Genomic DNA, 15,963 nt, shown 5'->3' with positions numbered 1-15,963 from the left:
GCGCCTTCGCTGGCAAGCCAGCTCCTACAGCAGCATTCAAGGTGGTGGCGCCGCCGCTGAAGCGGCGCCGGGAGCTCAAGGCATGCGTTCGCCCAATTGCCCGCGCAGGAAGCGATACAAGCCATCGGCGCTCTTGCGATAACCATCGGCGGTCAGGTGGATCAGGTCGTTGCGGGCCAGGTCGCTGCCCTGCCATTTGCTGATGGAGCAGTCCCCCCCCATGAACGCCTGCCAGTCCCAGAACAGGGTGCGACTGTTCTTCGCCACGTCCTTCTGGATCTGGATGATCTGCCGCAACGGCTGGGGCTGGGAGGCCGCGCAACTGCCAGCATTGCGACGCTTGATGGAATCCGGCGGCCCCACCAGCAAAATCACGGTCTTGGGCAGGTTCTTGCGCAACAGCGCGACCTTCTCCTGCAACTGGCTGCGGTACAGCTGCAGATCCAGGTCGTCGTCGAAGGCTTCGTTGGTGCCGTAGGCCAGCACCACCATGTCCGGGCGCAGGGCCTTGAGGGCTTCCAGCCAGCCGGGCTGCCACTTGTCCAGCACGTCCAGGCGCGCGCCGTTGATCCCCAGGGCGGAATAGATCACCCCGGCACTCTTCTGCCCGAGGATGTTCCAGCCGCCCAGGGCCAGGCCCTGGTTATTGGCCACGTTCAGGTCCAGGGGCAGGGTCAGGTTGTTGAACGGCGGGCTGAAGCGCCATTGCCCCCCCGTAGCGGCCAGCATGCGGCTGCTTTTGTTGAGGTTGTCCCGGGCGGTCAGGGTGCTGTTGCTGGACGCCTGGTACAGCGCGGAAATCCGGTACTGCTGGTTGCTCGGCTGGCGTTCGGCGATATGCACCCGCGCGCCTGGGGTCAGGGGCAGCGACAGGTAGCCGCCCAGGGGAAACTGGTTGCTCTGCTGGTTGCGTGCCGATACCAGGGACCACTGGCGCTTGGCGGCACCGAGAATCACCCGCTCATAGCGGGTGCCGGGCACTGGCGTGGCTGCCACGAAACCGATGCCGCCATCGCCGTATTGCGCCTGCAGCAGGCGCCGCACCTCACCGCTGAACAGGTCGGCGGCGGTGTGGGAGTCGCCCAGTTGCACAATGGTGATGGGGGTGCGGTTGGAAGTGCTGAATTTGCGTGCCAGCAGCGCCAGGTTCGGGTCGGTCCCGGTGGTCAGGACTTTTTTCGCCGTCATCCCGGACTTGGCCAGCGCCGAAGCGGGAGTGGCCTGGACCTCGGTGGTCGGGCTGCAACTGCTCAGCAAGGTGATGCCCAGCAACAGCGCAATGCCTTGCAGTCGCCCCATAGTCAGTGCTCCGTCAATTGTTGGCTGGGAAAGTTGATCAGCGAGATCACACGCTCAGCGATCAGCTTCTGCCCAGTAGTGGTGAAATGGATACCGTCGTCGACCCGGGTCTTGACCTTCTTGCCATCGCCGGTGGTGCGGTAATAGGAGAATTCGTCGCTCTGGTAACCGAGAATCTCGTTGGCCGAGACGTAGTGCTGGTGGTACTGCTCGATCTGGCCCTTGTACAGCTGGCTCAGGTAGGCCATGGCTGTAGACAGCTTGGGCTTCTCCATGTTCGGCGGCCCGACCCAGATCACCTGCACATTATGCGCCTGGGCGGTGTCGAGGATCGAATCGATGCGCTGGCGATAGGCTTCTTCCCAGTCCGGGGTCTTGAAGCGCAGGAACGGCTTGCCCTTGACCACCGGCATGTCCCAGGGGTCGTTGGGGCCGAGGAAAATCACCATCAGGCGAATGTTGGGGTTGCTGGCCAGGGTGCTTTCAACCGTCTTGGGCCAGTTGAAGAAGCTCGGGTAGGCAAGGCCGGTGCTCTGCTTGCTGAGGTTCAGGCTCTTGACGTTGTAGCGTTTGCGCAAGGTGTTGGCCATGTGTGGCGCCACGCCCTGCATCAGGGAATCACCGACGAAGAACACTTCATCCCCGGTGGCCAGGCTGGCCATCAGCGGCGTGGTTGCCCCCGGCTCGACCTTGGGCGGATGGCTGACCACCGGGGCCACGGCCACCGGCTGCGGGTGCACTGCAGCCGGCGCCTGCGGAGCGGGATGCACGGGGGCCGGATGCACCGGCGCAGCATGGGCGGTCGCAACCGGCGCAGGTACGGGCGCAGGCTCCTCGGCCAGCGTCGGCAAAGGAGGCAGCTCTTGCTCCGCGGCGGCCTCGGCCACCATCACCTGGCCGGTAAAGCTGCCGACAAAGGCCACCCGGGCATTTTCCAGGGCCTGGTTGAGTTGCGCGCCAAAGCGCCACTGCGGGTTCTGCGACAACCCGGGGACCTCGCAGTCGTCGTGGTACTTCTGCTGGCAGTAGAGGCGGATCGACTGCTGGTTGAACCACACCAGCAGCAGGCTGGTGACCACCAGGGCGTAGAAGACCTTGGCCGCGCTACCGAGGCTGATCGACAAGGGCGAACGGTTAGAAACTGGCATAGATGAACCCCGGCACGCCCGACGGAGAGGCGAAGATGACCACGCAGATAAACAGCCCCAGCGGCACTGGATAGAACAGCCACGGCAAACCGGTGGCAGCATCGAACAGGCGGCGCAGCAGCGCCACGATCCGTGGGTAGAAGGCCACGAACAGAAGGCAGCCCAGCAGGCTGGCGCCGCCGCCGAGCAGGCCGCCCAAGGACAGCTCGCCCAGGCCCTTGAGCATGTCCATGGCATCGGACAGGGTCGCGCAGCGGAAGAAGATCCAGGCGAACGCCACATAGTGGAAGGTCAGCAGCCGCGCCATGAGGTCGGCGCCGATCCAGCTCGGCCCCCGGGCCAGCAGCGGGCTGCACAGCTTGTACAGGGCCAGGCCGATACCGTGCAGCGCGCCCCAGATGATGAAGTTGGCGCTGGCGCCGTGCCACAGGCCGGAAATCAGCATCGCCAGCAGCATGTTCAGGTTGCCGCGCCACACCGGGCCACGGTTGCCCCCCAGGGGGATGTACACATAGTCCCGGATGAAGGTCGACAGGCTGATGTGCCAGCGGCCCCAGAATTCCTTGAGGTTGCGCGCCGCGTAGGGGTAGTTGAAGTTCTGCGGCAGGCGGAAGCCCAGCAGCAGGGCGATGCCCGTCACCAGGTCGGTGTAGCCGCTGAAGTTGAAGTAGATCAGGAACGAATAACCGTAGACCGCACGCAGGATCTGCTCGGCAGAATAGGCCACCGGGCTGTCGAATACCGGGTCGACCCATTCGTTGGCCAGCCAGGAACTGAGGAAGAACAGCTTGACCACCGCCACCGCGATCAGGCCCAGGGCGCGCTGCGGCTCCAGCACCTGGCGCAACTGCGGCGGGTTGATCTGCGCCAGCATGGGAATCGCCCGGTTCACCGGACCGGCGATCAGGCTGGGGAAGAAGGCCAGGTACAGCGCCAGGTCGAAGGGCGAGCCCGGGGTCAGCTCACGGCGGTTGATCGACACCAGGTAACTGACCGAGTGGAAGGCATAGAACGACAGCCCCACCGGCAGCAGAACCTCCAGCAGCGGCAGCGACACCTCGACACCGAACTGGGCGAAGGCGTTCTGCACCGTACTGGTGAAGAAATCCTGGTACTTGAACAGGTAGAACGCCCCGAGCACCAGCAGCAGCATCAGTCCGTTGACCCAGCCGCGCCCGGGGTAACGCTGGCTCAACAGGCCGAGCAGGTACACCAGGGCCGTGTAGCCCAGCAGGATGTAGAGGAAGTTCAGGCTGAAGCTGGCAAGGATCGCGTAACTGGCGACCAGCAGCAGGACGTTCTGCAAGCGCAGGCTGAAGCCCAGGCCCCAGTACAGAACGAAGAACAGGATGAAGCAGAGGCCGAATTCGATCGAGAGATAGCTCACAACGTAGTCCATTACGTGCAGTCGGGGACAAACCCGGCACAAGGGAGAGCAGGCGGGGGGATGGGAAACGGACGCGATTATGGCAGAGGGGGTTTGGCAGTCACAAGTTGAAACATTCTCCGCCTATAGCGGACGCCGGCTCCGCATCGAACGACAGACACCCCTTGCAGGAGCTGGCTTGCCAGCGAAGGCGTCCGCGAGGGCGACGCCCGGCCCAAAGGCCTCTTCGCCGGCAAGCCGGCTCCTACAGAGGGGCGGTGTAGCGGGCAGGCTTACTGGATGTCTTCGGGCTTGACGATCACCCAGTTCTTGTCGGCGGTCACCGGCAACCCTTCCTTGGCCTGGGCCGCGGCGTGCTTGGCGATCATGCCGTTGAGCTGGGTCATGTACTTGTCCTTGCGGTTGATCCACAGGTGGATGCCGCCCTTGGCCACGTCAACATCGTGGAACAGCATGTAGCCGTCGCTGGTGGGGGTGTCGCCGCCCACCAGCACCGGTTTCTTCCACTCGTCGATGTAGGTCAGGATCGCCGCATGCTTGCCCGCCATCCAGGTGGCCGGGGTCCACAGGTAGGGGGTCAGTTCAAGGCCGAGGTTGGCCTTCTCGTCATATTTGCCTTCGCTGATCTGCTTGCGCGCGGTGGCCAGGGCGCCAGTCTTGCGATCCTTGAGCAGGGTGGTCACGCCGATGACGTTCTGCGGCTTGACGTTGTAGCCGTACTTGGGATCGGCGGCGACCATGCGCACCAGCTCTTCGGAGGCGGCGGTCATCACATAGACCTCGATACCGTTCTCCATCAGCTTGTTGTACAGCTCGGCCTGGCCGGTGAAGACCTTGGGCGGGTTGACCTCGATGGTCTTGACCACATCACCGTCGTAATAGGTGCTCGGCACCGGCTTGCCGGAAGCCATCAGCTCATCGACATAGCCCTTGAGCTCCTTGAGGGTAAAGCCGGAGAACACCTGGGCGACCCAGGGGTAGCAGACCATGTCGTCGATTTCACAGAGGCGGTAGTAGTAGCTGAACAGGCTTTCCTTGTGCTCGGCGGTGTCCTTGAACGGGATCAGCTTGAGCGACGGGTCAAGCGTGTCGCGGGTAATCAGGCCCTTGTTTTCCATGAAGGGCAGCAGGGATTCTTCCAGGTCGTAGCGGTAACTGGTGTTGTCCATGTCGAACACCGCGTAGTTACCCTTGTTGGCATTGGCCGCGATCATCGCGTCCAGCTGCTTGGCCTGTTCCGCGGGCCAGTGCTTCAACTCGGTGGCCAGGGCCTGGCCGGCAAGGCCCAGGCAGAGTGCGACTGCGAGCAATTTCGGAGCGAGTTTCATCGGCGGTTTTCTCCCTGAGTGAAAGCCTTCGACGCTAACAAATCCCTGTGACAGTTCTCGTCTCCACGCGACCGCTTGCGTCCCGTAAGCGCCAGCCACATGCGCCTGAACGTCAATCGCTTATTCCAAAAACGACAGTTGCCATGCGATATCGTTATTAATTCAATAGATTTCAAGCTGTTAGGCTTGCCGGTTCGCAATCGCCCTGAGCCGCGATTGGCACAAGCCTTATCGGAGCCCCAATGAATCTGCCGCTGTTCCTCAACCTGCTGGTGTTCCTGGCCTTGCTGCTGGGCCTGGCACAAACCCGCCATACCACCTGGAGCCTGGCCAAGAAAGTCCTGCTGGCCCTGGTGCTGGGCGTGGTCTTCGGCATCGCCCTGCACAGCCTCTACGGCGCCGGCAACCCGGTGCTCAAGGCCTCCATCGCCTGGTTCGACCTGGTGGGCAACGGCTACGTGCAATTGCTGCAGATGATCGTCATCCCCCTGGTGTTCGCCTCGATCCTCAGCGCCGTGGCCCGCCTGCACAATGCTTCGTCCCTGGGCAAGATCAGCTTCCTGACCATCGGCACCCTGCTGTTTACCACTGCCATTGCCGCGCTGGTGGGCATCGGCCTGACCAACCTGTTCGGCCTGACCGCCGAAGGGCTGGTGGCCGGCACCCAGGAGATGGCCCGCCTGCAAGTGATCCAGAGCGACTACGCAGGCAAGGTGGCCGACCTCAACGTGCCGCAGCTGCTGCTGTCGTTCATCCCGCAGAACCCCTTCGCCGACCTGGCCCGGGCCAAGCCGACCTCGATCATCAGCGTGGTGATCTTCGCCGCCTTCCTCGGCGTCGCGGCGCTGCAGCTGCTCAAGGACGATGCCGACAAGGGCCAGAAAGTGCTCAACGCCATCGACACCCTGCAAGCCTGGGTGATGCGCCTGGTGCGCCTGGTGATGAAGCTCACGCCCTACGGTGTGCTGGCGCTGATGACCAAGGTGGTGGCCGGCTCCAACCTGCAGGACATCATCAAGCTGGGCAGTTTCGTGGTGGTGTCCTACATCGGCCTGGGGCTGATGTTCGTGGTCCACGGCCTGCTGGTGGCACTGGCCGGGATCAACCCGCTGCGCTTCTTCCGCAAGGTCTGGCCAGTGCTGACCTTCGCCTTCACCAGCCGCTCCAGCGCCGCCAGCATTCCCCTGAGCATCGAGGCCCAGACCCGGCGCCTGGGCATTCCCCAGTCCATCGCCAGCTTTGCCGCCTCGTTCGGCGCCACCATCGGCCAGAACGGCTGCGCCGGCCTGTACCCGGCCATGCTGGCGGTGATGGTTGCCCCGACCGTGGGCATCAACCCGCTGGACCCGCTGTGGATCGCCACCCTGGTGGCCATCGTCACCCTGAGTTCCGCCGGCGTTGCAGGTGTGGGCGGCGGCGCAACCTTCGCCGCGCTGATCGTGCTGCCGGCCATGGGCCTGCCGGTGTCTCTGGTGGCGCTGCTGATTTCCGTGGAGCCGCTGATCGACATGGGCCGCACCGCGCTCAACGTCAGCGGTTCGATGACCGCAGGCGCGATCACCAGCCAGGTGATGCAGCAGACCGACAAGGCGCTGCTGGACGCCGATGAGCACGAAGAACTGGCTCAGGCCTGATTGATCTCTTCGCCGGCCCGCCGGTTCCTTCGGGAGCCCGGCTGGCTGGCGGAGCGCTCAGCGCTTCTCCCACACCTCGAAGCTGTACGCCGGCTTGTCCCCTTCCGCCGGGTTCGGCACCTCTGACACCCGCTTCCACTGTTGCTCATCGAATTCCGGAAACCAGGCATCGCCTTCCGGGCTCAAGGCTACCCGCGTCAGGTACAGGCGATCCGCCTGCTCCAGCCCCTGGCTGTAAAGCTGTGCGCCACCGATCAGCATCAGCTCGTTGGCGCCCTGCTCCAGTGCCCACTCCTCGGCCCGGGCCACTGCCGCCTCCAGGGAGGGGTAGACCTCGGCACCTTCGAGCATCAGGCCGGTCTGACGACTGACCACGATATTCAACCGCCCCGGCAACGGCCGGCCGAGAGAGTCCCAGGTCTTGCGCCCCATGATGATGGGCTTGCCCAGGGTAGTGGCCTTGAAGAATTTGAAATCCCCCGGCAAATGCCAGGGCATGCTGTTGTCGACGCCGATCACGCGGTTTTGTGCGAGGGCCGCGATCAGGCTGAGAGGGAGAGATTTTTTCATGCCGGCGAGGATACCAGAGGACCAGGACCTGGCAACGTACCCCGATCCGCGCTGCAGCAGTTATGCTCAGCGCACTTTTGAGCGATGGAATGACGCGTGACTGCACTGACTCCCCTGCAACGCCTGTGGCTGACCGAAACCGTGCGCCTGCGCGAGGAACACGCCGGCCCGCTGGAAGATCAGGAAGCCAATCGCCTGGCCCGCAACCAGGGCGGCGACCTGGCGACCCGGATCCAGAACCGCGCCCTGTGGCTGGCCCAGCGTGACGGCCTGCACAGCGCCCTGCTGCACTGGCACCAGGGCGCACGCATGGCCCTGCTGGCGCTCTCGGTTCTGGCGGTGATCAGCGGTGCCGGCCTGGCCTTCAGCGCCCTGGGCAGCACCCAGCAACCGGTGAACGTGTTCTGGGCCCTGGGCAGCCTGCTGGGAATCAACCTGATCCTGCTGCTGAGCTGGCTGGCAGGCCTGCTGTTCGCCGGCGAGCACGGCGCCAGCCTGGGCCGCCTGTGGCTGTGGCTCAGCGAGAAATTCTCCCGCGATGCCAAGGCCGCGCAGTTGCCGCCGGCCCTGCTGCTGTTGCTGCAACGGCGCAAGCTCAACCGCTGGGCCCTGGGCAGCCTGATCAACGGCCTGTGGTGCCTGGCCCTGTTCAGCGCCGTGGTCATGTTGCTGTTGCTGCTGACCACCCACCGCTACAGTTTTGTCTGGGAAAGCACCCTGCTGGGCAGCGATGCCTTCGTGGCCATTACCAACACCTTGAGTGCCCTGCCCCGTGGCCTGGGCTTTGGCGCGCCGAGCGTGGCGAGCATCCAGGCCAGCACCCGGGATGTCTACAACACCGAACTGATCCGCCAGTCCTGGGCCATCTGGCTGGTGGTGCTGGTGACGATCTACGGCGTGCTGCCGCGCCTGCTGCTGATGCTGTTCTGCCGCTGGCGCTGGAAACACGGGCAGGCGCGCCTGCAACTGGACCTCAACCTGCCGGGCTACGCCCAATTGCGTGAGCGCCTGATGCCCAGCAGCGAGCGCCTGGGGGTCAACGATGCGGCCCCCGAGCAGTTGCACCGGGTCGAAGGCGGCGTCAGTGCCCAGGACAGCAGCGGCGCCCTGCTGGTGGCCATCGAACTGGACAACCAGCGCCCCTGGCCGCCGCAACTGCCGGAGAGCGTCAAGGACGCCGGCATCCTCGACAGTCGCGAGTCGCGCAGCCGCCTGCTGGAGCAGATGAGCCGTTTCCCCCCGGCGCGCCTGGTGATCGCCTGCGACCCGCGGCGCTCGCCGGACCGCGGCAGCCTGGGGCTGATCGCCGAACTGGCGCGCAACGCCAGCGCCACCCGGGTCTGGCTGCTGCAAGCCCCGCCCGGCCAGGCCCTGGACGCCGATCGCCTGGGCGACTGGCACAGCGCCCTGCACCAGCTGCAGCTGCCCTTCGCCGATTGCGCCCCCCTCGACTGGCTGGAGAACGGTCATGACTGATACCCGCCACAAGCCACTGAAACTCGCCGTGGTCGGCCACACCAACGTCGGCAAGACCTCGCTGTTGCGCACCCTGACCCGGGACGTGGGTTTTGGCGAGGTCTCCCATCGCCCCAGCACCACCCGGCACGTGGAAGGCGCCCGCCTTTCGGTGGATGGCCAAGCCCTGCTGGAGCTCTACGACACCCCTGGCCTGGAAGATGCCATCGCCCTGCTGGATTACCTGGAGCGCCTGGAGCGCCCGGGCGAACGCCTGGACGGCCCGGCGCGGATGGCGCGGTTTCTCGACGGTAGCGAGGCTCGCCAGCGCTTCGAACAGGAAGCCAAGGTCCTGCGCCAGCTGCTGGCCTCGGACGCCGGCCTGTATGTGATCGACGCCCGCGAGCCGGTGCTGGCCAAGTACCGCGATGAGCTTGAAGTGCTCACCGGTTGCGGCAAGCCGCTGCTGCCAGTGCTGAATTTCGTCAGCAGCGCCGAGCAGCGCGAAGGCGACTGGCGCGATGCCCTGGCCCGCCTGGGGCTGCATGCCCTGGTGCGCTTCGACAGCGTGGCGCCACCGGAGGACGGCGAACGGCGCCTGTATGAAAGCCTGGCGCTGCTGTTGGAGCACGCACGCCCGGCCCTGCAACGCTTGATCGACGACCAAGAGGCCCAGCGCCTGGCCCGCCAGCACAGCGCCGCGCGGCTGATTGCCGAGCTGCTGGTGGACTGCGCCGCCTGCCGCCGCAGCGTAGCCAGCGACGCCCAACAGGAACAACAGGCCATAGGCGAACTGCGCCAGGCCATCCGCCAGCGCGAGCAGCGCTGCGTCGAGGCCTTGCTCAAGCTCTACGCCTTCCGCCCCGAGGATGCGTCGGCCAGCGACCTGCCGCTACTGGACGGGCGCTGGGGCGACGACCTGTTCAACCCGGAAACCCTCAAGCAACTGGGGGTGCGGGTGGGCAGCGGCATCGCCGCCGGAGCCGCGGCCGGCGCAGGGGTGGATTTGCTGGTGGGTGGTTTGACCCTGGGGGCCGCGGCGCTGGCCGGGGCTATTGCCGGCGGCGCCCTGCAAACCGCCCGCAGCTATGGCAGCCGCCTGCTGGGCAAACTCAAGGGCCAGCGCGAGCTGACCGTGGACGACAGCGTGCTGCGCCTGCTGGCCCTGCGTCAGCGCCAGCTGGTACAGGCCCTGAACCTGCGCGGGCATGCGGCCATGGACAGCATTCGCCTGGCCACGCCGGAGGACAAGAGCTGGCGCGAAGGCAAGTTGCCAGAGGCCCTGAACAAGGCCCGGGCGCACCCGCAGTGGTCATCGCTCAACCCGCAGAAACGCCTGAGCCAGGCCGAGCGCCAGGAGCAGATCGAGGGGCTGGCTCAACATCTGCTGTAGCCGCTGCCGAGCCCGCGAGGCTGCGCAAAGGGCCGCAGGACCTTCAACAACCCCAAAAGCGGCGCCTCCTTCGGAGCCGTTCGCAGCCTACGGCAGCGGCTACAAAAACCAAGCCTGTACCCGCTAAAGCAATGCCAGCGCCTTGTCCTTGAGCACCTGCAAATCCATCACCGGCACCCACATTTCCTTGGCCTGCTCGTCCCAGTGGCGCATGCGCAAACTCACCGCCCACAACGGGTCGAGTTCGAAGGCTGCCGCCTCTGCCGCGCTCATCACCCCACCCTGGTATTCCAGGGTGCGCCGGCTGGCTTCGCTCAGCCGCTGGTAATAACCGGGGTCCTTGAAGGTCAGGTAGCGCTTGGCCTGGACGTGGTATTCCACCAGCCGCGCCAGGCGTTCGCTGAAACCCGCCCGGCGCAGGTAGTCCGCCCCCAGGCGCTCATGGCTGACCACGCCGAAGCCGCCCATGTTCTCGGCATCCTGCTGGCAGATATGCCCGATGTCGTGGAAGAACGCCGCCAGCACCACCTCGTCGTCATAACCTTCCGCCAGGGCCAACTGCGCGGCCTGGGACATGTGCTCGATCTGCGACACCGGCTCGCCGATGTAGTCGCAGTCGCCGAAACGCTCGTACAGGCCGAAGACCTCGTCGACCACCTGCTGTCGCCGCTCCATCACGCCTCCTCCAGCAGTCGGGCGATATTGCCCTCGGCCATGGCCGGGCCAACGCTCATGCCGACCCCGGTGTGCATCAGGGCCACATGGACCCCGGGGGCCGCCTCCAGGAAGGAGAACGGCGCCGGGCCGCGAGCGCCGTAGACACCCTGCCAGCGCTCCACCACCCGGACCCTGCAACCCAAGGTCTGCTCGGCCAGTTCGAGCAGCCAGTTGTCCACCTGTTCAGCATTGAACGGTGAAGGATCGCTACCGTAATCGTGGGAATCACCGATGATCAGTTCACCGTAGGGAGTCGGGCTGATCAACAGGTGGATACCATGCTCGTGCAGATGGGGTGCCTCGCGCAGAATCTGCGCTTGCACCGCGGCGGCTTCCGGCAGGTCGGCGAAGGCCCCGTAGTGCACGCAACTCAGACCGGTCAGCAAGGCATGTTGCAGGTTGAGATTGGCCTCGGGCCGCGCCCGGAGCATCTGCAAGCGGCAGATCTGCGGCTGCAAGGCAGCGATCTGATCCGCCAGCAGGGTCTGATAATCGTGCCCCGAACACAGCACGATCCGCGGCGCGTGGAAGTTGCCGGCGGTGCTGCGCAACTGGCCCGGCTGGATATCCCGCACCAGGGTCGAGAAGTGAAACTGCACCCCCAGGTCCCGGCGCAGGTAGTCGATCAACTGCGGGATCGCTTCACGGGAATACAGCTGCTGGTCGTCCAGGCCGTGCAAGGCCGCCCGGTGATGGCGGAACTGGCCGCCGTACAGATCATTCAGCGCCGCGCCCTGGAGCAGCTCGACGCGGTAGCTGTGCTCCAGCGCACGCCCGGCGCAGAAGGCTTCGAGCAACTGCTCCTCGGCTTCGCTGCGGGCGAACAGGAAAGAGCCGTTGCGCTTGAGTTGCAGGCCCGCCAACTGTTGCCAGTCGGCCCAGATCTCGCGGCTGGCCCTGGCCAGCTCCAGCATGGTGCCCGGCGGCTGGCCGGTGACCAGGGCCTGGCCGAAGTTGCGCACCGAAGCGCCCAGGGGCGTGGCGCTGCGCTCGAAAACGTGCACCCGCAGACCGCGTTTGGCGGCGGCATAGGCATGGGACAGGCCCAGGATGCCGGCGCCGACGATCAGCAGATCGCTGTGATTGGTCATGAGTTGTTTCCTGGATGGGGAGCGCCTTCGCCGGCAAGCCGGCGAAGGCGATTGATCGGCTACTGCTTGGCAACCTTTTCCGACTTGCCGTCATAGCGCTTGCGCCATTCGGCGAGGATCTCGTCGCGGTTCTTCGAGGCCCAGGCAAAGTCGTTCTTGATCAGGCGCTGCTCGTAGTCGGCCGGCAGTTCGGTCTGCGGCTTGGCGATGCCCGGCTGGGCCAGCACGGCGAAGTTTTCCTTGTACAGCTCCATGGCCTCAGGGCTGGCGGAGAAGTCGGCGAGTTTCTTCGCCGCCTCTTCATGAGGCGTGCCCTTGATCACCGCGGTGGCTTCGATTTCCCAGCCCAGGCCTTCCTTCGGCAGGACAATGTCCAGCGGCGCGCCCTGGCGCTTGAGCTGCACGGCCGGGTACTCGAAGGAGATGCCAATCGGGAATTCACCGGCGGCGGCCAGCTTGCAGGGCTTGGAACCGGAGTGGACGTACTGGCCGATGTTCTGGTGCAGCTCATCCATGTACTGCCAGCCCTGCTTCTCGCCGAAGGTCTGCAGCCAGGCACTGACGTCGAGGAAGCCGGTGCCCGAGGAGGCCGGGTTGGGCATGACGATCTTGCCCTTGTACTCGGGCTTGGTCAGGTCCTGCCAGCTCACCGGCTTGGTCAGGCCCTGCTTTTCGGCCTCCACGGTGTTGAAGCAGATGGTGGCGGCCCAGACGTCCATGCCGACCCAGGCCGGTGGGTTGGCGGCGTCGCGGTAGTTCGGGCCGATCTTGCCCAGATCCTTGGGCGCATAGCTTTGCAGCATGCCCTGCTGGTCGAGGATCGCCAGGCTGGACGCGGCCAGGCCCCAGACCGCATCGGCCTGCGGGCGGGCTTTTTCCGCCAGCAGCTTGGCGGTGATGATCCCGGTGGAATCACGTACCCACTTGATCTCCACGTCCGGATTGGCCTTTTCGAAGGCTTGCTTGTAGGACTTCAGTTGCTCGGCTTCAAGGGCCGTGTAGACCGTCAGCTCGGTTTTCGCAGCAAAGGCGTTCAGGCTGACAGCAGAGAGGACGGCAGCGGCAAGAGCCAGGGGCTTGAACATGGTGCGGTTCCTTAGTGAGTGCAGATCAGAGTGGGGGTGGGTGAAGCGCATCAGTGGCCCGGCGTGCCCTGGCGCCAGGCCTGGGAACGGCGCAGCAGGCCGCGCGAAGCCCAGGCCAGGAGCAGCGAGACGCCGGCGGAGGTGAACAGGATCAGGGTCGACATCGCCGCGGCGCCGCCGACGTTGCCGGCGTCGTCCATGTTCAGCACGGCGACGGCGGCAAGGATGGTGTCCGGGCTGTAGAGGAAGATGGCCGCCGACACCGTGGTCATGGCCGAAACGAACAGGTAGCGCACGATATCCAGCAGCGCCGGCAGGCAGATCGGCACGGTAACCCGCAGGTAGTGCCGGTACAGCGGCGCCTTGAGCGACAGCGCGGCGGCCTCGAACTCGGCATCCAGCTGGCGCAGGGCGGTGGTGGCGGTCATCTGCGCGGTGGTCAGGTAGTGGGCGATGGTGCACACCACCAGCAGGGTCATGGTGCCGTAGAACACATGCAGCGGGTTGCCATTGAGGTTGAAGAAGAAGACGTAGCCCAGGCCCAGCACCAGCCCGGGCACCGCCATGGGCACGAAACTGAGCATGCGCAGCGCCAGGTTCAAGCCGCGCTGGCCGTTGGTCTTCTCCATCAGGTAGGCGCCGGTAAAGATCACCACGCTGCCGATCAGCGCCGTGCACAGGGCCATGGTCAGGCTGTTGCGGTAGGCCAGCCAGCCACCGCCGGCGGTGTCGTTGAACTGGTAGTGGTTCAGCGACAGCGACAGGTTGTAGGGCCAGAATTTCACCAGCGACGAAAACACCGCCATGCCGAACACCAGCAGCAGGGCCGCGCAGATCAGCAGCACAATGGCCAGGTAGCAGCCATCGCGCAGTGGCGACGGCGCAGGCTTGAATACCTGGGCACGGCCGCTCATGGAGTCGCCATGGCGCCGGCGCAGCCAGGCGTCGACACCGAAGCTGAACAGGGCCGGCAACAGCAGGACCATGCCGATCAACGCGCCGCGGCCGAACTGCTGCTGCCCCACCACCGCCTTGTAGGCTTCCAGGGCCAGCACCTGATAGTCGCCACCCACTACCACCGGCACACCAAAGTCGGTGATGGTCAGGGTGAACACCAGGCAGAAGGCGGCGAACACCGCCTGCCGGGTCGCCGGCCAGGTGATGCTGCGAAAGGCCTTGGCGGGGCTGGCGCCCATGCTCGACGCGGCGTCGAACAGCCGCGCGTCCGCCAGGGACAGCGCCGAGAGCAGGATCATCAGGGCGTGGGGAAAGGTGTAGATGACCTCGCCGAGGACGATGCCCCAGAAGCCGTAGATGTTCTCGGCGAACAGGCCACGCAGCATCCCCTGATTGCCAAACAGATAGACCAGGGCAATGCCCGGGAGCATCGACGGCGCCATCAGCGGCAACAGCGACAGGCCGCGCCAGATGCCCTTGCCGGGAATCAGCGTGCGTTGCAGGGCGTAGGCGAACAGGTAGGCCAGGGGCACGACGATGGCGGCCACGCTGAGGGAGACTTTCAGGCTGTTGCCCAGCAACCAGTGGAAGTTTTCGCTGGCCACCAGCTCGCGAGCCGCCAGCCAGCCTCCGCCCTGCCCGGCCTCGGCGCTGAAGCCGCGCCAGAAGATCGCCAACAGGGGCAACAGCACCGCTACACCCAGCAGGACCAGGAGCAGGACCTTGCCGCCGACGACAAAAATGCGGTCGCCGATCTCGGCACGAGAAGCCTGGCGCGCCCGCTTGGCAGGTAGCGGCAGGGACATTTGCGCAGTCATCTTAGGCAAACACCTGGAGGCTGCGCGGCGGCAAGGCGACCCAGATATCCTGGGCCCCCAGGCGCGGCATGGCTTCCGGTGCCAGCTCGGCCAGCAGCGCATGCCCCGGCAGTTGATTGAGTTCGAAGCTCATGCGGCAGCGATTGCCGAGGAAGGTGATCTCGCGGACCTTGGCCGGGAACAGGTTTTCCTCGTGCACCGGCGGATTCACGCTGATGGCTTCCGGACGGCAGAACAGCCGGCCCGAGGCGGTCTTGGCCGAGCCGTCGGCCAGGCGCACATTCATGCCGCCAACCTGGGCATGGCTGTCGCTGTTGCGGCTGAAGGGTAGCCAGTTGCCCTGGCCGACGAATTCGGCGACGAACGGCGTGGCCGGACGGTCGTAGATTTCCTGGGGCGTGGCGTACTGCTCGACCTTGCCGTTATTCATCACGGCAATGCGGTCGGCCATCAGCATGGCTTCGTCCTGGTTGTGGGTAACCATCAGGGTGGTGATCCCCAGACGCCGCTGCAGCTGGCGCAGCTCGGTGCACAGGTGCTCGCGGACCCGGGCGTCCAGCGCCGACATCGGCTCGTCCAGCAGCAGCAACGACGGCGCCGGTGCCAGGGCACGGGCCAGGGCCACGCGCTGCTGCTGGCCGCCGGACAGCTGGCCGGGGTACTTCTTCTCGCTGCCGGTCAGCCCCACCAGTTCCAGCATCTGCGCCACGCGCTTGCGCGCTTCTTCGCGGCCACTGCCGGACAGGCCGTAGGCGATGTTGGCTTCTACCGTGAGGTTGGGGAACAGCGCGTAGGACTGGAACAGGATCCCGTAGTCCCGGGCCTGGGGCGCCAGCAGCGACACGTCCCGATCCCCGAGGTACAACTCGCCCTGGTCCTGGCGTTCCAGGCCGGCGATGCAGCGCAGCAAGGTGGTCTTGCCGCAGCCGGACGGCCCCAGCAGGCACACCAGCTCACCGGCAGCGACGTCCAGGGACACGTTATCCAGCGCGGTGAAGGCACCGAAGCGCTTGTGGATACCGCGCACTTTCATCGGCGCACCGGGGTTGCTCAGGGCAGTTGCAGCGGAGTTGTTCATGGA

Annotated in this window: 13 protein-coding genes; 3 read left to right on the top strand and 10 right to left on the bottom strand. The window is 65.5% G+C overall.

Annotation, left to right across the window (positions count from 1 at the left end; translation table 11 throughout):
- Window positions 1-75: 75 nt before the first annotated feature.
- The 4 genes from BM382_RS18630 to BM382_RS18615 all read right to left on the bottom strand — a co-directional run bounded on the left by BM382_RS18630 (window position 76) and on the right by BM382_RS18615 (window position 5,162).
- On the bottom strand, window positions 76-1,299 hold the full coding sequence (locus BM382_RS18630; protein ID WP_011064051.1) for an SGNH/GDSL hydrolase family protein: 1,224 nt from the start codon (window positions 1,297-1,299) through the stop codon (window positions 76-78).
- Between the two features lie 2 nt (window positions 1,300-1,301).
- Window positions 1,302-2,447, bottom strand: a complete 1,146-nt coding sequence (locus tag BM382_RS18625; protein ID WP_053154373.1) for an SGNH/GDSL hydrolase family protein — start codon at window positions 2,445-2,447, stop codon at window positions 1,302-1,304.
- Window positions 2,434-3,834 (bottom strand): MBOAT family O-acyltransferase, encoded by a 1,401-nt coding sequence (locus BM382_RS18620; RefSeq protein WP_026020235.1) that lies wholly within the window; start codon window positions 3,832-3,834, stop codon window positions 2,434-2,436. The genes BM382_RS18625 and BM382_RS18620 overlap by 14 nt, the downstream gene beginning before the upstream one ends.
- A 272-nt stretch (window positions 3,835-4,106) precedes the next feature.
- The gene (locus tag BM382_RS18615) at window positions 4,107-5,162 is read right to left on the bottom strand and encodes an HAD family hydrolase (RefSeq protein WP_072443545.1); all 1,056 of its coding nucleotides are present in this window, start codon (window positions 5,160-5,162) and stop codon (window positions 4,107-4,109) included.
- Between the two features lie 242 nt (window positions 5,163-5,404).
- Between BM382_RS18615 and BM382_RS18610 the strand changes: the two genes are divergently transcribed.
- Entirely contained in the window at window positions 5,405-6,796 is a 1,392-nt protein-coding gene (locus BM382_RS18610; protein ID WP_011064055.1) for an L-cystine transporter, read from the top strand.
- 57 nt (window positions 6,797-6,853) lie between these two features.
- Here BM382_RS18610 and BM382_RS18605 read toward each other — a convergent pair whose 3' ends face one another.
- Window positions 6,854-7,366 carry a dihydrofolate reductase gene (locus tag BM382_RS18605; protein ID WP_053160339.1) on the bottom strand — a complete coding sequence of 171 codons (513 nt, stop codon included), beginning with the start codon at window positions 7,364-7,366 and terminating at the stop codon, window positions 6,854-6,856.
- 96 nt (window positions 7,367-7,462) lie between these two features.
- Here BM382_RS18605 and BM382_RS18600 point away from each other — a divergent pair, with 96 nt between their 5' ends.
- Window positions 7,463-8,842, top strand: coding sequence for a DUF2868 domain-containing protein (locus BM382_RS18600; RefSeq protein ID WP_072443543.1), 1,380 nt, complete (start codon window positions 7,463-7,465; stop codon window positions 8,840-8,842).
- Window positions 8,835-10,214 carry a GTPase/DUF3482 domain-containing protein gene (locus tag BM382_RS18595; RefSeq protein WP_019093440.1) on the top strand — a complete coding sequence of 460 codons (1,380 nt, stop codon included), beginning with the start codon at window positions 8,835-8,837 and terminating at the stop codon, window positions 10,212-10,214. Before BM382_RS18600 ends, BM382_RS18595 begins: the two co-directional genes overlap by 8 nt.
- A 123-nt stretch (window positions 10,215-10,337) precedes the next feature.
- Here the strand turns inward: BM382_RS18595 and BM382_RS18590 are convergent, their stop codons facing one another.
- The 5 genes from BM382_RS18590 to BM382_RS18570 are packed head-to-tail and all read right to left on the bottom strand — an operon-like array spanning window position 10,338 to window position 15,960.
- Entirely contained in the window at window positions 10,338-10,889 is a 552-nt protein-coding gene (locus BM382_RS18590) for a phosphonate degradation HD-domain oxygenase (RefSeq protein ID WP_019095932.1), read from the bottom strand.
- Complete coding sequence (locus BM382_RS18585) at window positions 10,889-12,022, bottom strand: TIGR03364 family FAD-dependent oxidoreductase (protein WP_072443540.1); 1,134 nt, start codon at window positions 12,020-12,022, stop codon at window positions 10,889-10,891. The genes BM382_RS18590 and BM382_RS18585 overlap by 1 nt, the downstream gene beginning before the upstream one ends.
- Window positions 12,023-12,081: 59 nt before the next feature.
- Complete coding sequence (locus BM382_RS18580; RefSeq protein WP_011064061.1) at window positions 12,082-13,107, bottom strand: putative 2-aminoethylphosphonate ABC transporter substrate-binding protein; 1,026 nt, start codon at window positions 13,105-13,107, stop codon at window positions 12,082-12,084.
- A gap of 50 nt (window positions 13,108-13,157) precedes the next feature.
- Window positions 13,158-14,882 (bottom strand): putative 2-aminoethylphosphonate ABC transporter permease subunit, encoded by a 1,725-nt coding sequence (locus BM382_RS18575; RefSeq protein WP_072443538.1) that lies wholly within the window; start codon window positions 14,880-14,882, stop codon window positions 13,158-13,160.
- A gap of 1 nt (window position 14,883) precedes the next feature.
- Complete coding sequence (locus tag BM382_RS18570; protein WP_047289791.1) at window positions 14,884-15,960, bottom strand: putative 2-aminoethylphosphonate ABC transporter ATP-binding protein; 1,077 nt, start codon at window positions 15,958-15,960, stop codon at window positions 14,884-14,886.
- Window positions 15,961-15,963 lie beyond the last annotated feature (3 nt).

Origin of the sequence: Pseudomonas sp. NFPP25 (assembly GCF_900116505.1) — a bacterium.
Classification (GTDB): domain Bacteria; phylum Pseudomonadota; class Gammaproteobacteria; order Pseudomonadales; family Pseudomonadaceae; genus Aquipseudomonas; species Aquipseudomonas protegens.
This window is presented reverse-complemented; position numbering and strand designations above follow the sequence as displayed.